This is a genomic window from Mangrovitalea sediminis (genome assembly GCF_002514725.1).
Taxonomy (GTDB): Bacteria; Pseudomonadota; Gammaproteobacteria; order Pseudomonadales; family Oleiphilaceae; genus Mangrovitalea; species Mangrovitalea sediminis.
The window spans coordinates 1,124,908-1,145,585 of the sequence record NZ_NTLB01000001.1 but is presented as its reverse complement, the minus strand read 5'-3'; the positions used below and the strand labels follow the sequence as shown (position 1 = coordinate 1,145,585).

Genomic DNA, 20,678 nt, shown 5'->3' with positions numbered 1-20,678 from the left:
CTTTACAGTCGCATCGGCATGACCACATAAACACTATTGCCGTTATCCACATCCTCAATCAGGCCACTGCTGTTGGCGTTGGATAACGTCATACGTACATTGTTGCCTTCCAGGGCATTGAGCACATCGATCAGATAGCCGACGTTAAACCCAATCTGCAAACTCTCACCCACGTAATCCACCGGCAACGAATCTTCCGCCTGCTCCTGATCGGGGTTGTTGGCGAAAACACCCAACTCATTCGTCTGTAATTGCAGTCGAACGCCACGGATATTCTCGTGGGAAAGAATACCAGCCCGTTGCAAGGTTGCTTTCAGCGACTGCCTGTCAGCAATAAAGGTCTTGTCGCCACCACGGGGAATAACGCGGTTATAGTCAGGGAACTTACCTTCGATCAGTTTGGAGGTAAACGTATAAGCCCCCAGGGTCGCCCGCAAATGGTTATCGCCGAACACCAACATGACCGATGTATCAGCATCTGCCAGCAACCGAATCAGCTCTAGAGTCCCCTTACGCGGCAAAATCAGTTGCCGGACCTCCTCACTGCCGGTAACGACAGCCAGCGTCGACATCGCCAGGCGGTGCCCATCTGTGGCAACAGCACGCAGGTAGTTCGAACCGACTTCCAGCATCAGGCCGTTAAGATAATAACGAACATCCTGCTGCGCCATGGCAAAAGAGGTCGCTTCAAGCAAATTACGCAGATCCGCCTGGGCCAGCTCGAGTCGGAAACTCTCGGCGTCCTCTTCCACATTGGGAAAGTGTTCTGCAGGCAGTGTCGACAGCGTGAAATGACTGGCACCGGAACGAACATGTACCTGATCGCCCTGCAATGCGAGCTCAACCTGGGTACCCTCACCCAAAGACCGGCAGATATCCGATAGCTTACGGGCCGGAATGGTAATACGACCGGGCGACTCGACCGCTAAGCCCTCGTTCACATGCGCCACCAACTCCACTTCCATATTGGTGCCGGTCAGTGTCAGGCTGTCGGGCTCAGCCACAAACAGGACGTTGGACAACACAGGCATGGTCTGTTTACGTTCGACCACGCCGGCGATCGCCTGAAGAGGCGTCAACAAGGCTTCTCGAGTAATCGTCAGTTTCATCGTTGTCAGATTCTTGTCTGCTGTAGTTGTCTACTGTAATGGCCGGGTTCCAACCGTGCGGCGCGTCAGGCCGTCAACAATCGCATGAAGTTTTGATAGTCTTCGCGGATTGCGGGATCGCTTTCCTGCAACTCCACAATCTTTTTACAAGCGTGCAGCACCGTCGTATGGTCGCGACCGCCAAACGCATCGCCGATTTCCGGCAAGCTGTGATTGGTCAGCTCCTTAGCCAACGCCATAGCAAGTTGGCGGGGGCGCGTTACTGATCGCGTCCGACGCTTCGACAGCAAATCCGACACTTTAATCTTGTAATACTCTGCCACGGTACGCTGAATATTGTCGATGCTCACCTGTTTTTCATGCAGGGCGAGCAGATCTTTAAGGCTTTCCCGAATAAATGGCGGCGTTATATCCTGCCCGGTAAAGTGGGCATTTGCGATAACCAGCTTTAATGCGCCTTCCAATTCACGAACGTTGGACCGGATCTTCTGCGCAATAAAGAAAGCGGCTTCGCTACTCAAACGCACACCGGCCTGCTCCGCCTTCTTCATTAGAATGGCGACCCGCGTTTCCAGCTCCGGCGGCTCGACCATCACCGTTAATCCCCAACCGAACCGGGATTTAAGGCGCTCTTCCATATTGTCGATTTCTTTTGGAAACCGATCGCAGGTTAGGATGATCTGTTGGCCACCTTCAAGCAACGCGTTGAAAGTATGGAAGAACTCTTCCTGGGAACGTTCCTTGCGAGCGAAGAACTGGATGTCGTCGATCATCAGCGCATCGACAGACCGATAATATCGCTTGAACTCATTGATGGCATTCAATTGGAGGGCTTTGACCATATCCGCGACAAAGCGTTCCGATCGCAGATAAACCACCTTGGCACCGGGGTTGCGCCGAACAATGTCATTGCCTACCGCATGCATCAGGTGGGTTTTGCCCAGTCCCACCCCGCCGTAAAGAAACAATGGATTGTAGGAGCCACCGGGATTTTCCGCGACCTGCATGGACGCTGCACGAGCCAGCTGGTTGGACTTACCTTCAACAAAGGTGTCGAAGGTAAAACTCTCGTTAATAAAGCTTTGGTGCTTGATGCCGCCTTCCACCTGCACGGAGGGGGTGGTACTACGCCTGCCACCGTTGCCTCGACGTTCTGACGACGTACCGGCCGACGGTGCCGCATCGAGCAACCCTTGTTCTTCATCCGTCAGGCTGCCACGATTTTCCTGCTCAACCAGGGCGACTTCGCGAGATACTCTTTCGACTACCTTGCCATTTGATTGTCCGTTGCCCTTAGCCGGAGCAGAGCCAACACGCATGTGAACGCGTGGCGCTTGCCCGCCCTGCAATTCCTTAAGTACTTCTTCTATTCGGCGAAGGTACTTCTCATTGACCCAATCCATCACAAACCGGTTCGGTGCAAACAACATCAACTGACCGTCGTGTTGATCGGATTGCAAAGGCCGTAACCACGTATTGTACTGTTGAGCCGGGAATTCATCCCGGAGTACCTCAAGACACTGGTTCCAGATCTCTTGCGGCACGACAACTCGCTCCCAATCCAAAACACAGAAACCTTCCCGTAAGGGTTAAGCGTTTCTGCTCTTTCGTCAGCTATCCCTGTCGGATACCTGACAAAAATATGTATTTTTTATGTACACAGGTTTTCAGGCGGACACAACTTACCTGTCGGCATGAATCCAACCGTCTGTGTAGATTCTCATTCAGGAGTTCTGCGTGCGGAAGATGTCGCTCCCTAACCCCACAACACCTAACCGAAGCCAGGATTCTAACCCTGCTCAGATCGAAGTAAAAGCCCCTGAGATCGAGCTCATGAACAGCCTGTTGATAACTTTTGTTAGAATTTTCAGCAAATTAGCTTCTTATCTACAGCCTTGTGCACAAATATTGGTTTGTAAATATTTTTTTCTTTTATCCACAGCCCCCTGTTAGCGCCTTGGGTGCAACCCTGTGTGGTTCGTTCAAGTAAACCTGTGCACAACCCCGTTTTGATCCTCGTCCCTCAACTTTTCCAGTTTTCCAGCACAGGAGGTACACCTCTTAACAACCGCTTTTCCCCAATGTTTGATGCTGCATAACCTACTGAAAAATAAAGTCACTTTCCACTTGTTCACAGAAAATCAGCCCCTTAGTAATAACAGTTATTAAAAAATAATCTTTTCTTTAAAACCTATATTTATGACTACTGACAACGCTGGGTTACCAGCAGCATCGGGAGCAACGCCACAGAGTTTCCTTGGAATTCCCGAATTTGATTGAATCCTTCAACAGATTTGACTAGAATTCCGCTCCTGATTTTAAGTCCCGCACCCGGCGCCTGATCCAGAGAAGGTAAGGAGGCTGAGGTGCGCTTTGCATTTGTGAGATACGATCATGAAAAGAACATTTCAGCCCAGCGTGCTCAAGCGTAAGCGTACCCACGGTTTCCGTGCCCGCATGGCAACCAAGAACGGCCGTAAGGTCATTGCTAACCGTCGTGCCAAAGGTCGCAAGCGTTTGAGCGCTTGATTCCTTAGCTAGGTGATGGGCCAATACGCGTTTCCCCGGCAATGCCGCTTACTGCAGGCCGGGGATTATCGCGTTGTGTTCAATAAGGCTGACATCCGGGTTTCACATCGCCATTTTTTAATATTGGCAACGGATACTGGTCTTTCCCATCCCAGGGTCGGGTTGGTTTTTTCCAAAAAGAACCTGAAACTGTCGGTACAGCGAAACCGTATCAAACGTTTGGTACGTGAAACCTTCCGGGTCCAGCAAAGCACGTTACCCGAGTTGGATATTGTCGTACTTGGACGACGCGGTCTCGATACTCTCGATAATCGCGACGTCATACTCATTCTCGATCGCCTGTGGCAGCGACTTTGCCAAGAAGCAAAACGCCGTCAAGCCGCCAAATCGGACGTTCAAACGACCCAGCGTCAGGATTGATCATGCGCCAGCTCTTAAAGCTCCTCATCCGCGCATACCGTTATCTGATCAGTCCTCTGATGGCCAGTCATTGCCGTTATTATCCCAGCTGTTCGGAATATGCAGAGATTGCTATCACCCGTTATGGCGCGATAAAGGGTGGCTGGCTTGCCCTACGTCGACTTTTACGCTGTCATCCGGGCTACCCTGGCGGTTATGATCCCGTTCCCGGTACTGAATCAGACGTGTGTTCATCCCCCACCGGCGACTGCACGCACACGAAATCCCATTCTCACAGAACGATGTATTGACCTATGGATATCCCACGCACACTGATCCTGATTGGACTAGGCGTCGTAGCCTATCTGATGGTTTTGGCCTGGAATCACGACTATCACGAGGCGACACCCGACAACAGTCAAGTCGCTATGCAGTCAGCCACTTCGTCGCAGGGTTCAGAGACCTCCCCCAGCCTTTCTACAACGCAAGGTTCCCTACAGGGTGGGAATGGTTTCAAGACACCTGAGCAAAATAGTCAGCCGAATGTTTCTGGCGGCCATATTGCGCTTAACGGTGAGACCATTGAGGTAAAAACGGACGTTCTGGACACCAAGATCAACCTGGTGGGCGGCAACGTCGTTCAGGCCAGCCTCCTGAAATACGATGTTTCGGTACACGACAAAACGCCGATGCTGTTGTTGGAACACGATAAGACGCGTACCTATTTCCTGGAAAGTGCGTTAATCGGCCAGGATGGGTTCGATTCCGGCAAGAATGGAAAACCACCGGTTTACAAGACGCCGAAACAGCAGTACGAGCTGGCTCCTGGGCAAAACGAATTGCAGGTCAACCTGACCTATACCGCCCCCAGTGGCGTCAAAGTCGTCAAGCAGTACATTTTCAGCCGCGGCAACTATGACGTTAAGCTCAATTACCATATCGTCAACCAGTCCGATAAAGAGTGGCGAGGCAATTTCTCTGCCGATATCGTGCGTGATCAAAGCCCGGATCCCAGTAATCGTCACCATGTTGGTTCCCGCTCCTTCCTGGGCATGATCCTGCATACGCCTGCAGATCCTTACCAGAAAGTCAGTTTTGACGACCTCAAGGAAAAACCGATCGATACGTCGGTCAAAGGTGGCTGGATTGCCTTTATCCAGCATTATTTCCTGACGGCCTGGATCCCGGATCCCAATGTTCAGCACCAGTACCAGACCACAACGCGAAACGGTCTGCATGTAATGGGGTTTGTCAGTCCTGAGACGGTGGTCAAACCGGGCGGAACGGCGAATGTCGGTGCCCAGTTCTACGTCGGACCGAAAATCATCAAGAGCCTGGAAAAAATCGCGCCTGGACTGGACCGGACCGTCGACTATGGTTTCCTGTTCTTCATTGCCCATCCCCTCTTCATTGTCCTGAAGTGGTTCCATAGTGTTGTGGGCAACTGGGGTGTCGCCATTATTTTGCTGACAGTGCTGATCAAGGCGGCGTTTTTCCAGCTATCGGCAACCAGCTATCGTTCGATGGCGAAAATGCGAGCGGTCGGTCCGCAGATGAAGCGGTTACGGGAGCTGTACGGCGATGATCGCCAGCGACTGTCGCAAGAGATGATGTCGCTCTATAAACGGGAAAAGATCAATCCGCTGGGTGGCTGTTTGCCCATCGCAGTGCAGATGCCGGTCTTCTTCTCGCTGTATTGGGTACTTTATGAGAGTGTGCAGTTGCGGCAGGCACCGTTCTTCGGGTGGATTCAGGATCTGTCCGTCATGGATCCGTACTTCATTCTGCCGATCCTGATGGGCATCACGATGTTTGTGCAGATGAGCCTGAACCCGACACCGCCGGACCCCATGCAGGCGAAAGTGATGAAGATGATGCCTTTTGTCTTCACCATCTTCTTCCTCTGGTTCCCAGCTGGTCTGGTGCTGTACTGGCTGGTCAACAACCTGCTGTCGATCGGTCAACAATGGCTGATCACCAAGCAGATCGAAAAGTCGACAGCCAAGGCCTGACGCCTTACGGGACGGAGTAATCTCCGTCCCAGGACTTTCAACGTGACGATACCCGGCAGAACCGACACCATAGCAGCGGTGGCCACCGCGCCCGGTAGGGCCGGTGTGGGTATCGTCCGTCTATCCGGCCCGCTTAGCGAATCAGTCGCCAAGCAGGTACTTGGATACGCCCCCAAAGCCCGTCATGCCCATTTCGGTGCCTTTCTCGATGACGATGGCTCAACCTTAGACGAAGGCATTGCCCTCTATTTTCCTGGCCCTCACTCCTTTACGGGAGAAGACGTCCTTGAGCTGCAGGCCCACGGTGGTCCCGTGATCCTGGACCTCATGCTGCGGCGGGTATTGGCGCTTGGTGTCCGTCTGGCACGTCCTGGAGAATTTTCTGAACGGGCTTTTCTCAACGACAAACTGGATCTTGCCCAAGCCGAAGCTATTGCGGATCTGATCGAAAGCAGTTCGGAGCAGGCTGCACGTTGTGCCGTGCGTTCGTTGCAAGGTGAATTTTCCCGACGTATTGATTCCCTGGTCGCAGCCATCACCCACTTACGGATCTATGTCGAGGCCGCCATCGATTTTCCGGAAGAGGAAATCGATTTCCTGGCGGACGGTAAGGTGGCTACCGATCTGGAGGCCTTGCGTCACCAACTCGATCAGGTCCTCGCCGAGGCCCGACAGGGCAGCCTGATGCGCGAAGGCATGAACGTGGTTATCGCCGGCCGGCCGAACGCAGGGAAATCCAGTCTGCTGAATGCATTGGCTGGTCGGGAAGCCGCCATTGTGACCCCTATCGAAGGGACCACCCGCGATGTCCTGCGGGAACATATCCACATCGATGGGATGCCTCTGCACATTATTGATACCGCCGGATTACGCGATAGTGGCGACGAGGTCGAACGCATCGGTATCGAGCGTGCCTGGAAGGAGATCGAAGGTGCCGACCGTATTCTGCTGCTGGTCGATGCGACGACCACGACGGCAACCGATCCCGAACTGATCTGGCCGGACTTCGTCGACCGTTTGCCTCGTCACTCCCCTATTACCGTGGTGCGTAATAAGACGGATCTTTCGGGTGAGTCCGACGGTATCGAAAACAGCGCTGATCTTCCGGTGATACGGCTCTCTGCCAAATCAGGGATTGGAATCGATGCCCTGCGGGAACATCTGAAACAGTGCATGGGATTTCAAACCACGACTGAAGGTGGATTTATTGCCCGTCGTCGCCATATAGACGCGTTGAATCGCGCCAGCGATGCCATGGCCAGAGGCCAGGCTCAGTTGGAAGGCTATGGTGCTGGCGAACTGCTCGCGGAAGATTTGCGGGAAGCCCAGGATGCCCTTGGCGAAATCACCGGCGCGGTAACCGCCGACGAGCTGCTTGGAAAGATATTCGGCAGTTTCTGCATCGGTAAATAGCGGGCTCATCCCTGAGTCCCTTGCTCGGCATCCTTCCTTAATCTACAAACGCCAGATATTGAGGATCCAGCTGCAGCAGCTTTTTCGATGGCGAAAGCATAGTTGCCGCATGTGTCTGGGCCCGTGGCAGCAGACGCTCGAAGTAAAAATCCGCCGTGGCCAGCTTGCTCCGATAGAATTCCAGCGACTCCCCGCTACCATTTGTCAGTCCGCGTTGCGCGACCACCGCCATGCGCGCCCACATATAGGCCATGAAGACGTAACCGCTGAACATCAGGAAATCATTGGCGGCTGCACTGACGATATCCCGATCCTTGCGGGCTATGAGCGCCAGTCGTACCGTCAGCACATTCCATTGGGCTGCCAGTTTCAGCAGTTCCCAGGCAAAGGGTCGCAGAGTCTTATCACTGAGGTGTTTGCGGGCAAAGTTGGACATGCTCAGGGTGAAATCGCGAACCGCTTTGCCCTGAGTCATCAGCAGCACTTTTCGACCCAGCAGGTCCAGTGCCTGGATACCTGTAGTACCTTCGTAAAGTGTGGCGATCTTGGTGTCTCTGACGATCTGCTCCATACCGTGTTCGCGAATATAACCGTGTCCCCCAAACACCTGCACACCCAGGTTCGTCGCTTCATAACCCAGCTCGGTGAGGAAGCCCTTGAGGATGGGGGTCAGGAAACCCAGTTTGTCGTCATAACGCTCGGCCTTTTTGGTATCGCCTTCAAGGTGGGCGCAAACCATATGATCCGCAAACTTGGCCGCGTAATAGAGCATGGCCCGGCCGCCTTCGGCGATCGCCTTCTGCGTCAGCAGCATACGACGGACATCGGCATGGTGAATGATGCTATCGGCAATCTGATCTGGATCCTTCTTGCCGGATAGGGCACGCATCGAGCGGCGGTCGCGGGCATACGCCAGCGCCCCCTGATAGGACAATTCTGCAGGACCGACCCCCTGGATGGCTGTGCCGATACGGGCGGTGTTCATAAAGGTAAACATGCACTCGAGACCTCTGTTCGGCGGGCCTATAAGAAAACCCTGAGCCTCATCAAAGTTCATGACGCAGGTCGCGGATGCCTTGATCCCCATCTTCTTTTCCAGGGCGCCGCAGGTCACTCCGTTGCGATCGCCGATACCGCCCTGCCCGTCAGGTAGGAACTTGGGCACGATGAACAGGGAAATGCCTCGGGTCCCTTTGGGCGCATCAGGTAACCGGGCCAACACGATGTGAACGATGTTTTCGGTCAGGTCGTGGTCGCCGGACGAAATAAATATCTTGGTACCGCTGATACGGTAGGATCCGTCCGCCTGAGGTTCAGCCCGCGTCTTGACCTGCCCCAGGTCGGTGCCGCATTGGGGTTCGGTCAGACACATGGTGCCCCCCCATCGCCCTTCAGTCAGGGGGACCAGGTAGGTCTGCTTCTGCTCATCATCGCCATGGAGCAGTATGGTATTCATGGCACCTAACGACAGTCCGGGATACATGCTGAAAGACCAGTTGGCCGATCCCATCATTTCCTGCTTGAACAGGCCCATCGACGCAGGTAACCCTTGTCCGCCGTATTCAACGGGATGGGACAGTCCCTGCCAGCCGCCGGCCATATACTGTGCATAAGCCTCGGGGTAGCCTTTCGGTGTGAACACTTCGCCGTTTTCCAGGCGGCAGCCTTCCTCGTCACCAGACTGGTAAAGCGGGCTCAACACTTCCTCGCAGTATTTGGCGCACTCCACCAGGATCGCATCGACAATATCCGGCGTCGCGTCAGCGCCGTTGCTGAGCGTTTGATAGTGTGCGGGATAGTCGAAGACCTCGTTGAGCAGAAATCGCATATCACGCAGGGGGGCCTTATATGTCGGCATCTGAATACCTCTTGCGTCATCTCAGGGGGACGACCCTCTGTCGTCCGATGTAGGCCTTTTTACTGGAAAGCCGCTATCTGGGCATTGACGAATGGGGCCTCGCCGGTTGTCACTTGGGACAATTGGCTGAAATGACGCACACAGGTCCGAAACCATCGGGTCGCCGTACACAGTCCCAGTTAGTGCAACCTGGTGGAGAACAATATGGCGGACCAATCCAAGGCCTCACTGGCCGATCTTCGCGCGTGGCGATGGGTATTGCTGGCGATGATGGGTATCTTGATAACCGGCTGCGCCAATCCTTCTCTTATGGATTACGCAGCACGCAAACCGGTTTTCGATCCCCGCGCCTTTTTTACCGGTGAACTGTGGGCTCGCGGCATCGTCAAGGATCGCTCGGGGAAGGTGATACGCACCTTCGACGCAACGCTGAAAGGGCATTGGTCTGAGAATGGAACGGGAACCCTGGACGAGCGATTTGTGTATGACGATGGCGAAATCCAGACGCGCTTGTGGAAATTTACGCCTTTAAAAACGGGCGGTTACAAGGCAACTGCAGACGATGTGGTGGAACCGGGGATTTGGCGTTTCGAGGGTAATGCCGCACATATGGACTATGTCCTGCGCGTCCCCTGGCATAATCGCACACTCGATATTCATATGAGTGACTGGATGTACGCCGTGACGCCTGACACCGTCATTAACCAAACAAGCATGTCGAAGTGGGGTTTCGATGTCGGTGAAGTGGTGTTGGCCATTCACCGACATTCACCTTGAACCGGGATGTTATTTGGCGGTAACACCGGGTTGCGAAGCCAGGGCACTGACACCCTGCTGGAATAGATCAGCGGCTGAGCTGCTCTTCGAGGAAGCACTGTTGGCGGAGGGAGCACCTTGCAGGTATTGAGTGACCAGATTAATCAGGCTACCAATCTGCTCAGGCGTAAACCCTAAATTTTTCATTGTATTATAAGCTTTCAAAGCGGTTCCCGCCGTCGGGCTGACCTGGCTGGCCATACTCAGGGCATTACCCAGCAAGCCGCCGCTGGCATTGCTCTTTTGAGCCTGCTCGGTTGCCTGCTTCCCAGCGGAAAGTAGCGCTGACATCTGCGGTACGGACTGGCTGACCGTCTGAAACTGATTGCCGGTCAGATTTTGCTGTGCCAGACCAAACAGAACCCCAAGCCCGGATGTGGCTTGGCTGTTACCGACACCTAATGAACTCATGGCCAGGTCCGTGAGTGATTGGGTGGTGCTGGTCCGGGTCGTTGGTGCCGTCGTTGCGGTATTGCTGCTGAGGTTTTGGGTCATCTGCGAGGCGCTATCGAGTGCCTTGGAGGCTGAATCCAGAAAACTGCCGGCCAACGCCGGTGGTGTCAGCACGATACCCAGAGCGAACAGAGAAGAACGGAAAAGCGGCGACATCGGGCAACTCCTGTTTGCAGCGGTCGAGGTCCATCAACGGGTGTGTGGCTGAAGTGTACTGCCGCAACCGGGGCCGGACAACGGAAATTAGGGCCGTTACTTTTACCCCGTCTTCTTGGTTACAGGCTATGGGGCAGATCGAAACGACCGTCGAACAATTCGTCAGGATGGATATCCACACAGAGCACCATGTTTCCCTGGCTGGTGTAAGTGAAGACAGAAAGGGTGATGGTCCGCTCGGCGTCCGGAAGCGCCACATAGGGCCGGGAGATGTTGATCTGGCTGGGGTTATCCATGGCGTTGCGGAAATAATCGCGGTGGGCCCAACAGGCACCGCTGGATTGATACAGCGGATTGAAGAAAGGTGAATGACCGGTTCGATGCTCCGAACTGACGATTTCGCCCTGTTGGATACCCTTGGCATCCAGCAGGAAGCAGCGTTTTACACCTTGCAGGGCAACCAGATCCTGGCAAATTTCCCGCATGGGCTCCTTACGGGCAAGCTTGTGACAGGCCGCCAGGATTTCAAAGCGCAACAGGCGCAGGAAGTCGCCATGCGTCTGTGACTGAAGCCAACTGGCCTGCCGATGGCCATGGACAAAATGGGCCAGCTCCGGGTCCAGCTTCGGATGGTGATCCTGCAATGTGTTGGGTCGGCCAAAAAAGAAGCCTTGGAACATATCGGCATCGGTTTCGAGGGCAATTTCCGCCTGCGCTGCGGTTTCGACGCCTTCGACGACGGCCAGGCTGCCGCTTTCCCGGATCATGGCGACGAGGCTGCGGAACAGTTGCCTTGCCCTGCGATTCTTCTCTGCATTGAGCAACAGGGCGCGATCGAATTTGACGATGTGTGGAGACAGGCGCCAAACACGTTCGAAGTTGGAGTCGCCGACCCCAAAGTCGTCGATAGCGATGCGGAAACCCATGTCCTTCGCTTTGACGATGAAATTGTCGAGTACGGTCGCATCCGCGAGTGTTTCTTCAATGACTTCGAGAACTACCTGTTGAGGGTGGATTCCAAGATGATGCATCTGGGCGCTCAACTCTGCTGGGAGCGCTTCCGGTCCGGCGCTGATGCTGGCCGGGTGGAGATTGAGAAACAGCCAGACAGGAGGTTGTGAACGGGCGAACTGGTTCAGGTGCAGTTGTGCAACGCCACGGTCCAGGCGGTCAATGCCTCCCAGGTTGCGGGCCATTTCGAAAAGGTGCGGGGGCGCAACGGGGGTACCGCTGCTGTTGGCGCGCACCAATGCTTCGTAACCGACGGTCCGCTGATGGGTCAGGCTGACAATGGGCTGGAACGCCGACGTCACCTTCATGCCGCGAAACAATAGATGGTTGGCTACCTTGCCCTTTTTGAGAGTGTCGTTGCCACCGTTCATGAGCGTTTGTGTCAGCGCCATGGTTAGTTGCTCAGCCCTTCCTAAAGAGGTGGTCGTCAGGGGTGTGACGGCCGGTTCAAGAGATCGTTTGAATGTATGACGTTGAGGTGTTCTGTCAAAACAATGACCTGTCAATAGCCAATAATGTGCCAAAAAATAAACTATTTATGGATGGCTCTTATATCAAGGGATTTCGCGATGATTATTGATTTTGTTAACTTATTGAGTCAGTTCCGAGTGCAATTTTTCAGTGCAATATGCCGCTTTATAGTGCCTACCGGATAAGCGGTTGTGAATTTTTAAGGGCTATATGGGTTGCTGTCCGTCTCCAATAACATATGCTGATTAGGCCCCTGCGGACCGGGGTAACTCTCCCAGGGACTTTTGAGAGGCAGATCGCTACATGTCAGAGCACAGCCAGTACAGCTTGTTGAAAACCCGCCGTTTTTTACCCTTTTTTCTGACCCAGTTTGCTGGAGCCTTCAACGACAATCTTTATAAGAACAGCCTTTTGTTACTGGTGACTTACACGGCTGGCGGTATTGCGGGTCTTTCCAGCGATATTGTCGTCAATCTGGCCGCCGGACTGTTCATTTTGCCGTTTTTCCTGTTTTCTGCGCTGGCGGGCCAGATGGCCGACAAATTCGAAAAGTCGGTGATCATTCGCTGGATCAAGGTGGCTGAGATCATCATTATGGCCACCGCTGCAGCGTCGCTGATTTACCATTGGTACCTGATGTTGTTGTTCCTGCTGTTCTGCATGGGAATCCACTCCACCTTCTTCGGCCCCGTCAAATACGCCATTCTGCCGCAGGCACTGGATGATCATGAGCTGGTTGGCGGCAACGCGTTGGTGGAGATGGGAACCTTTGTGGCCATCCTGGTGGGTACGCTGACAGCCGGTTTCCTGATGGAGATGGGAAGTGGTCATTTTGCCGCTATCGCCGTACTGACGACCGCCATCGTCGGATACCTGTTCAGCCGCGGTATCCCCAAGGCCGGTGCAATCGAGCCAGACCTGAAATTGAACTTCAATCCCTGGAGCGAGACGTGGCGAGTGGTGGGTATCGCCCGGGAAAAACACTCGGTTTTCCTTTCTGTGTTGGCGATTTCCTGGTTCTGGTTTCTGGGAGCGGGTTACCTGACCCAGTTTCCCAACTTCGCCCACCACACGCTACATGCCGACGAGTCGGTGGTGACGCTGTTGCTGGCCACCTTCACCGTCGGCATTGGCGTTGGCTCCATGCTGTGTGAGCGGCTGTCGGGTCATCGGGTGGAGTTGGGTATTGTCCCCATCGGCTCCATCGGTATCAGCATGTTCGGAATCGACTTGTTCCTGGCAGTCCCTTCCAGCATGCCGGCTGCCGTGCTGGATTGGCATCAGGTCCTGGGCAGCATTACCTATTTGCGCATCCTAGTCGATCTACTGGGCATTGGGTTGTTCGGCGGTTTCTTCATTGTTCCGCTGTATGCCTTCATTCAGCACGAGACTGCGCCCGGTAAACGCGCACGGATCATTGCCGCCAACAATATTCTCAACGCCTTGTTCATGGTGGCCAGCGCCCTGGTGGGCATGCTCGTATTGGGCGTGTTCAAGGGCAGTATTCCGGAGTTCTTCCTGATTCTGGCACTGATGAACATTGCTATCGCGGTGTTCGTCTATCAGCAGGTCCCGGAGTTTGCATTGCGCTTTATTATCTGGATCCTGTCCCACACGATTTACCGGGTGCGGCATGAAGGGTTGGAGCATATTCCCGACGAAGGGCCGGTCGTTCTGGTCTGCAATCATGTGTCGTACATGGACGCCCTGGTGATCGCCGGTGCGGTAAGGCGTCCCGTGCGCTTTGTGATGGACCATCACATCTTTCGCTCGAAGCTGCTGGGCTGGTTTTTCCGGCTTGCAAGGGCAGTGCCGATTGCCTCCCAGAAAAAATATCCCGAGATCTATGATGCCGCCATGCACACCATTGACGCCGAGTTGGGCGAAGGTCACGTCGTCTGCATTTTCCCGGAAGGGAAGCTGACTACCGATGGGGATGTCGGGGCGTTCAGACCGGGTATCGAAACGATTATCGCGCGTAATCCGGTGCCGGTCATTCCGATGGCCTTGCAGGGTCTGTGGGGGAGCTTCTTCAGCCATAGCGGCGGACAGGCATTCACCCACTTGCCAAAGCGCTTCTGGTCCAGGATCGGGTTGGTGGCCAGTGCACCCTTGGCGCCAGCGGATGTGAGTGCCGAGGTGTTGGAGCAGAAGGTACGTCAGCTGCGTGGTGATTCCCGGTGAATTTTCTGAATTTTTGTGGATAACTTTTTTGATAAGTAGCGAACAAGTTTTGGATATTGATTGGAAAATCTTTTAATTTCAGTTTGTTAGTTTGCTTACAAGGCTTTGTGCAAAGCCTGTTCGCCTGTGGATAACTATCTTGAAAACTTTTTTGAAGAAGGACGCCTAACCGACTGAACAACTGACATATTTTGCAGATTTTGCCATTTCGGTTTGTACCTATGGAGTGGGGTGGTTAAAAACTAGGCATTCGCGCTGCAAATTTTGGGCTTGCCCGGTATACTAGCCGGTTACTTGAACACTGCTCTTTACCTGAGGTGCGCTGTGGATTACCCCAAACGATTCGATGTCATTGTCATCGGTGGCGGACACGCCGGAACCGAGGCCTGTCTGGCCGCGGCGCGCATGGGCTGCCAGACATTGCTCCTGACGCACAACGTCGAAACGCTGGGCCAGATGTCATGCAATCCGGCCATTGGGGGCATCGGTAAAAGCCACCTGGTCAAGGAAATCGATGCGTTGGGTGGTGCCATGGCCCATGCCACGGATCTGGCGGGGATTCAGTTCCGCGTGCTCAACAGCCGCAAGGGTCCCGCCGTGCGCGCGACCCGGGCCCAGGCCGACCGTATTCTCTACAAGGCGGCCATTCGTCAGATCCTCGAAAACCAGCCGAACCTGGAAATTTTTCAGCAGGCTGCGGACGATCTGATCGTCGAAGGCGATCGTGTTACCGGTGTGGTGACCCAGACCGGCATCCGCTTCCATGCCGCCACGGTCGTGTTGACCACGGGTACCTTTCTCGGCGGTGTGATCCATATTGGTTTGCAGAACCATGCCGGTGGTCGCGCTGGCGATCCCCCCTCGATCGCCCTGGCGCGCCGCCTGCGTGAATTGCCGTTCAACGTGGGTCGTCTGAAAACCGGCACGCCGCCGCGTATCGACGGCAAGAGCGTGGATTTCTCCGTCATGGCGCCGCAGCCGGGTGACACGCCGACGCCGGTGATGTCCTTCCTGGGCTCTGTGGAGGAGCATCCGCAGCAGGTGAACTGCTTCATCACGCGAACCAATGAGCGTACCCATGAGATCATCCGCAGCGGTTTTGACCGGTCGCCGATGTTCGCTGGCGTTATTGAAGGGGTGGGGCCGCGTTATTGCCCATCGATCGAAGACAAGGTCAACCGCTTTGCCGATAAGGATTCCCACCAGATTTTCGTCGAGCCGGAAGGCCTGACCACCCATGAGCTTTACCCCAATGGTATCTCGACCAGCCTGCCCTTCGATATTCAGCTGGCGGCGGTACGTTCCATCGCCGGTTTCGAGAATGCGCACATCACGCGTCCGGGGTATGCCATTGAATACGATTACCTGAATCCGCAGGATCTGCGCCACACGTTGGAGACCAAGTTCATCCAGAACCTGTTCTTTGCCGGCCAGATCAACGGCACGACCGGCTATGAAGAAGCCGGCGCCCAGGGCCTGTTGGCTGGAGTAAATGCGGCGCTGCGTGCACAGGAAAAGGACGGCTGGTATCCCCGTCGGGACGAGGCCTATCTGGGTGTGCTGGTCGATGACCTGATTACGCTGGGTACCCAGGAGCCTTACCGCATGTTCACCAGCCGTGCGGAGCATCGACTGATTCTGCGTGAAGACAATGCCGATTTACGCTTAACCGAACAAGGGCGACAGCTCGGGCTGGTCGACGATGAGCGCTGGGCGCGTTTTTGCGAGAAGCGTGAAGCCATCGAGCGCGACCGCTCGCGCATCGATCGCACGGTGGTGCGGCCAGGCAGTGAGCAGAGTGCTATCGCTGATCGTTACCTGGATCGGGCGCTGAGCAGGGAGCATACTTTGGCCGACCTCCTACGCCGCCCCGAAATCGGCTATGCCGAAATCGCCGAGATCAGTGGGGAGGGTGCCATCGACCCATTGGTCGCTGAGCAGGTCGAAATCCAGGTCAAATACGAAGGTTATATCCAGCGTCAGCAGGACGATATCGAGCGGTTGCGACGCCATGAAAACATGCTTCTGCCGACCGAACTGGATTTCGATGCGATCGGTGGGCTTTCCAATGAGGTCAAACAGAAGCTCAAGGCAGTGCGGCCGGAAACCATTGCCCATGCGTCGCGGATTCCCGGCGTGACGCCGGCTGCCGTGTCGCAGTTGCTGATTCATCTTAAGAAGCGTGATCTGCTTCGCAAGCAGCCGGCATGATTCGTCAGTGAGCGACGTACGCTGGGCGGCTGAAATCGCCGCGGGAATCGATACGCTGGGCCTGCCGCTGGATGCCGGTCAGCAGGAAAAACTGCTGGGTTTCCTGCAACTGCTCAACAAGTGGAACAGTGCCTATAATCTCACGGCGGTGCGGGATCCGGCCGAAATGGTCTCGCGCCAACTGCTCGACAGTCTCAGCATCCTGCCTTTCCTGCAGGAGGCGCCGGTGCTTGATGTCGGTGCCGGTGGCGGTTTGCCCGGCGTACCGCTGGCAATAGCCCGCCCGGCACAGGACTTCACTCTGCTGGATAGCAATAGCAAGAAAACCCGCTTTCTGACGCAGTGCCGTTTAGAGCTTCAATTATCCAACCTGAACGTCGTTCACGCCCGTGCCGAGGATTTCCCGATTCGGGAGCCTTTTATGCAGATCACCAGTCGCGCCTTCACGGCACTGGCGAATCTGGTAACGTGGTGCGGCCACCTGCTGGCAGCGGAGGGGCGTTTCCTGGCGATGAAGGGGCAGTTTCCCGATACGGAAATCGCTGATTTGCCAACTGGTTGGAAAGTGCTGGAAAGTCATCGTCTGGCGGTTCCCGGTTGTGAAGCCGAGCGACACTTGCTTATCATTGGTCGCGAGTAGCGGACAGGAGGAATACCCATGGCGCGCGTTGTCGCGGTCACCAACCAGAAAGGCGGGGTCGGCAAGACCACCACCTGCGTCAACCTCGCTGCGTCCCTGGCCGCTACCCGTCGTCGTGTCCTGCTTATCGACATGGACCCTCAGGGTAACGCCACCATGGGGAGCGGGATCGACAAGAATGCGCTGCAGCTTTCGGGCTACGATCTGCTGACCAAGCGGGCGACAGCGCAGGAAGTGTGCATTCGTGCAGAAGCTGCCGGCTATGACCTGCTGCCAGCCAACGGCGATCTCACCGCTGCCGAGGTGGAGCTGCTCAACGAGATCGGTCGCGAACACCGTTTGCGTATCGCATTGAACAGCCTGCGCGAGGAGTACGACTACATTCTGATCGACTGCCCGCCGTCGCTGAACCTGCTTACCGTCAATGCGTTGTCGGCTGCCGACAGCGTGCTGATCCCCATGCAATGTGAGTATTACGCGCTGGAGGGGCTGGCAGCCCTGATGAATACCGTCGAACAGATCCAGGAAACGGTGAACCCGGCACTGGAAATCGAGGGCATTCTGCGTACTATGTACGATCCACGTAACAGCCTTACTCTGGATGTCTCTGCCCAGTTGAACGAATACTTCGGAGAAAAGGTGTATAAGGCCGTCATTCCGCGTAATGTGCGTCTGGCGGAAGCGCCCAGTTACGGACTGCCAGCCCTCAAATATGACCGTGCCTCCAAGGGGGCTATCGCCTACCTGGCACTGGCTGGGGAAGTCGTTCGTCGCACAGGTCTGGGTAAGCCCAAGCAGGCCGTGGCGGTGTAAGCCAGGGCGCCGAAGAGAACCAACCAGACACATAAGCCTTTCCGATCAGCACAATGACAGAACAGACAATGGCCGCTAAGAAAAGAGGGTTGGGTGAACGCGGACTGGGCGCGCTGTTGGCGGGTTCCAAGGTCAATCTGAACCGCGAAACCTCCGAAAACGACGGTGAACTGCGTGATATCCCTGTGGACCTGATCCAACGGGGACGTTACCAGCCGCGTCGTGATATGGACCCGGAAGCGCTGCAGGAGTTGGCGGACTCCATTCGTCAGCAAGGCATCATGCAACCGGTCGTGGTGCGAGCCATCGGTGAAGGGCGTTACGAATTGATTGCCGGCGAGCGGCGATGGCGGGCGACACAGATGGCCGGAATGGACCGTATTCCCGCCATCATCCGCGATGTGCCCGATGAAGCAGCCATTGCCATGGCGCTGATCGAGAATATCCAGCGGGAAAATCTCAATCCGGTCGAGGAAGCCTTCGCGCTGCAGCGTCTGCAGGATGAGTTCGGTTTGACCCAGCAACAGGTCGCCGAAGCCGTTGGCAAGTCGCGCACGACCATCACCAACCTCTTACGCCTGCTGGGGCTCTGCCAGGATGTGCGCCTGATGCTGGAGCATGGCGATTTGGAAATGGGCCATGGCCGCGCCATGTTGACCCTACCGCCCGAGCTGCAGATGCAGGTTGCGCGGCAAGTGGTGTCGAAGGGGTTGTCCGTTCGTCAGACCGAAGCCCTGGTGCGCCACCTCCAGCAGACCCAGGCCGCCCAGAAAACAGCAGCCAAAACGCCTGTGAGCCCGGACATTCGCCGACTGCAGGATGACCTGTCTGATCGCCTGGGTGCCCGGGTGGCAATCAGTCATTCGGCGAAAGGTCGGGGTAAACTCGTTATCGAATATAACACTCTCGACGAATTGGACGGGATTTTGAACCACATCAAGTAATGTTGGGATGTTCCCTTCGAACGAGCCTAACACTACATCTGGTGCCTGAAAAACGGCTTATCTACTAGGGCTACTGCGTCAGTTTTTTAGACGGCGTCCTGCCTGATTTCTGAACAAACTTTCGTTTTTTCCTTTGTTGAACCGGGTGTTCTTAACCCATATAATCTGCCTGCCTTGACGTTAGTGGATTTTTGAGCAGCGCGGGAACTTTTAAGAGAGCGCCTTGTCCACGGCGAAATTTGACAATAAGAGGCAAGGCAACGACGACCGGTAACCGGGAAAAATGATGCAGGCGAGAGACCGACGAACTGATACGACGCGGCCTCCAGTTTACCGCCTGATTCTCGTGCAGATAGTGGTTACGTTGGTGGTCGCGACAGGATTTCTATTTTCAGGTTGGGTAGCAGCGTACTCGGCATTGTTGGGCGGCTTGGTTTACACCGTTCCCAATGCCTTTTTGTTGAAGCATGCCTTTGCGCCGATTCGGGCCGGAGCGGTTGGACATATGCTCCGTTCCTTTTACAGGGGTGAATTCATCAAGCTGTTCCTGGCTGCAGTCATGTTCGCAGCGGTCCTCAAATGGGTAAGACCGTTGGGCATGCTTGCGTTCGTCGTAACCTTTGTTGCGGTGCTGATATCGAATTCGTTTGCTCCGGTTTTTTGGAGCACAAAGACTTTTAAAAAGTTATAGAAGAGAAAAACATGGCCGGAGAGACTCTTACTTCAGCGGAATATATCCATCATCACTTGACCAACCTGACCTTTGGTAAGTTGCCGGCGCATACCCGGCCAGGTCAGGATCAAGCTGTATGGACCATGGCTCACAATTCGAACGAAGCCGGTGCGATGGGCTTCTGGGCCGTTCACCTGGATATGATGGGCTGGTCCCTGGTCCTGGGACTGATTTTCTTTGCCCTGTTTCGCACCGTTGCGCGTAACGTGACCAGCGGCGTACCTCGGGGGCTGCAGAATTTCGCCGAGATCATCGTCGATTTCGTGCAGGACAACGTCAAGAACATGTTCCCCTATAAAAACGTGATGGTTGCGCCGATGGCCCTGACCATTCTCGTCTGGGTGTTCCTGATGAACTTCATGGACCTGATTGCCGTTGACCTGCTGCCCTGGGTAGCCAAGCTGGTCGGTGTGCATTTGATGGGCGCCGAGCCGCATCAGGTCTTCTTCAAGGTGGTTCCGTCGACCGATCCCAACGTGACGCTGGGTATGGCGTTCGACGTCTTCCTGCTGATCCTCTTCTACAGCGTGCGGGAGAAAGGACTGGGCGGCTTTATCGGGGAGCTTTCCCTGCATCCGTTCAGCAGCAAGAATATTCTTCTTCAGATCGTTTTTATTCCCATCAACCTGGTCCTGGAGCTGGTGAACCTGATTGCCAAGCCCGTTTCCCTCGGTCTGCGGTTGTTTGGAAATATGTACGCCGGCGAAATGATTTTTATCCTCATCGCGCTGATGTATAGCGGCGGTATTGTTCTGGGTGTCTTTGGGGGCGCGCTTCAGATTGTCTGGGGCTTCTTCCACATCCTGATCATTTCGCTGCAGGCCTTTATCTTCATGGTGCTCACCATTGTGTACATGGCGCAGGCCTATGACACCGGTGAAAGCCACTAAATAGATGTCGATTTGATATAAAACCACTAAACGGGA

The 20,678-nt window shown here is 55.0% G+C and carries 18 protein-coding genes; 13 read left to right on the top strand and 5 right to left on the bottom strand.

The window, feature by feature from the left end; all coding sequences use genetic code 11:
• Positions 1-2: 2 nt before the first annotated feature.
• The gene (dnaN, locus tag CLR77_RS05370) at positions 3-1,109 is read right to left on the bottom strand and encodes a DNA polymerase III subunit beta (RefSeq protein WP_097459516.1); all 1,107 of its coding nucleotides are present in this window, start codon (positions 1,107-1,109) and stop codon (positions 3-5) included.
• A 65-nt stretch (positions 1,110-1,174) separates the two neighbouring features.
• Positions 1,175-2,653, bottom strand: a complete 1,479-nt coding sequence (gene dnaA / locus CLR77_RS05365) for a chromosomal replication initiator protein DnaA (RefSeq protein WP_097459515.1) — start codon at positions 2,651-2,653, stop codon at positions 1,175-1,177.
• An 850-nt stretch (positions 2,654-3,503) separates the two neighbouring features.
• Between dnaA and rpmH the strand changes: the two genes are divergently transcribed.
• Genes rpmH through mnmE form a run of 5 tightly spaced genes read left to right on the top strand, consistent with a single transcriptional unit; the run spans position 3,504 to position 7,462 of the window.
• Positions 3,504-3,638, top strand: coding sequence for a 50S ribosomal protein L34 (rpmH, locus tag CLR77_RS05360; RefSeq protein ID WP_097459514.1), 135 nt, complete (start codon positions 3,504-3,506; stop codon positions 3,636-3,638).
• Between the two features lie 15 nt (positions 3,639-3,653).
• A complete protein-coding gene (gene rnpA / locus CLR77_RS05355) occupies positions 3,654-4,058 on the top strand; it encodes a ribonuclease P protein component (RefSeq protein ID WP_097459513.1) in 405 nt (134 codons plus the stop codon).
• Positions 4,059-4,060: 2 nt separating this feature from the next.
• On the top strand, positions 4,061-4,348 hold the full coding sequence (gene yidD / locus CLR77_RS05350; protein WP_227519808.1) for a membrane protein insertion efficiency factor YidD: 288 nt from the start codon (positions 4,061-4,063) through the stop codon (positions 4,346-4,348).
• Positions 4,349-4,351: 3 nt separating this feature from the next.
• Complete coding sequence (yidC, locus tag CLR77_RS05345) at positions 4,352-6,049, top strand: membrane protein insertase YidC (RefSeq protein WP_097459512.1); 1,698 nt, start codon at positions 4,352-4,354, stop codon at positions 6,047-6,049.
• Between the two features lie 48 nt (positions 6,050-6,097).
• Positions 6,098-7,462 carry a tRNA uridine-5-carboxymethylaminomethyl(34) synthesis GTPase MnmE gene (gene mnmE, locus CLR77_RS05340; protein WP_097459706.1) on the top strand — a complete coding sequence of 455 codons (1,365 nt, stop codon included), beginning with the start codon at positions 6,098-6,100 and terminating at the stop codon, positions 7,460-7,462.
• Positions 7,463-7,499: 37 nt separating this feature from the next.
• On the opposite strand, the gene CLR77_RS05335 is transcribed toward mnmE, so the two are convergent.
• Positions 7,500-9,320: an acyl-CoA dehydrogenase C-terminal domain-containing protein gene (locus CLR77_RS05335; protein WP_097459511.1), complete on the bottom strand. Its 1,821-nt coding sequence runs from the start codon at positions 9,318-9,320 to the stop codon at positions 7,500-7,502.
• Between the two features lie 204 nt (positions 9,321-9,524).
• On the opposite strand from CLR77_RS05335, the gene CLR77_RS05330 reads away from it, so the two are divergent.
• Entirely contained in the window at positions 9,525-10,097 is a 573-nt protein-coding gene (locus CLR77_RS05330) for a DUF3833 domain-containing protein (protein WP_097459510.1), read from the top strand.
• Positions 10,098-10,106: 9 nt separating this feature from the next.
• Here the strand turns inward: CLR77_RS05330 and CLR77_RS05325 are convergent, their stop codons facing one another.
• Positions 10,107-10,745, bottom strand: a complete 639-nt coding sequence (locus CLR77_RS05325; RefSeq protein WP_097459509.1) for a DUF2780 domain-containing protein — start codon at positions 10,743-10,745, stop codon at positions 10,107-10,109.
• A gap of 119 nt (positions 10,746-10,864) precedes the next feature.
• A complete protein-coding gene (locus CLR77_RS05320) occupies positions 10,865-12,148 on the bottom strand; it encodes a sensor domain-containing phosphodiesterase (protein WP_227519807.1) in 1,284 nt (427 codons plus the stop codon).
• Between the two features lie 382 nt (positions 12,149-12,530).
• Here CLR77_RS05320 and CLR77_RS05315 point away from each other — a divergent pair, with 382 nt between their 5' ends.
• From CLR77_RS05315 to atpB, 7 genes are all read left to right on the top strand, one after another.
• A complete protein-coding gene (locus CLR77_RS05315) occupies positions 12,531-14,411 on the top strand; it encodes an MFS transporter (protein ID WP_097459508.1) in 1,881 nt (626 codons plus the stop codon).
• Positions 14,412-14,735: 324 nt separating this feature from the next.
• Complete coding sequence (gene mnmG / locus CLR77_RS05310; protein ID WP_097459507.1) at positions 14,736-16,622, top strand: tRNA uridine-5-carboxymethylaminomethyl(34) synthesis enzyme MnmG; 1,887 nt, start codon at positions 14,736-14,738, stop codon at positions 16,620-16,622.
• Between the two features lie 34 nt (positions 16,623-16,656).
• Positions 16,657-17,262 (top strand): 16S rRNA (guanine(527)-N(7))-methyltransferase RsmG, encoded by a 606-nt coding sequence (gene rsmG / locus CLR77_RS05305; protein WP_264754674.1) that lies wholly within the window; start codon positions 16,657-16,659, stop codon positions 17,260-17,262.
• A gap of 18 nt (positions 17,263-17,280) precedes the next feature.
• Positions 17,281-18,075 carry a ParA family protein gene (locus tag CLR77_RS05300; RefSeq protein WP_097459505.1) on the top strand — a complete coding sequence of 265 codons (795 nt, stop codon included), beginning with the start codon at positions 17,281-17,283 and terminating at the stop codon, positions 18,073-18,075.
• 68 nt (positions 18,076-18,143) lie between these two features.
• Entirely contained in the window at positions 18,144-19,019 is an 876-nt protein-coding gene (locus CLR77_RS05295; protein WP_097459504.1) for a ParB/RepB/Spo0J family partition protein, read from the top strand.
• A 283-nt stretch (positions 19,020-19,302) separates the two neighbouring features.
• A complete protein-coding gene (locus CLR77_RS05290; protein ID WP_097459503.1) occupies positions 19,303-19,710 on the top strand; it encodes an ATP synthase subunit I in 408 nt (135 codons plus the stop codon).
• A gap of 11 nt (positions 19,711-19,721) precedes the next feature.
• Positions 19,722-20,642, top strand: coding sequence for a F0F1 ATP synthase subunit A (gene atpB / locus CLR77_RS05285; RefSeq protein WP_097459502.1), 921 nt, complete (start codon positions 19,722-19,724; stop codon positions 20,640-20,642).
• The last annotated feature ends 36 nt before the right edge of the window (positions 20,643-20,678 follow it).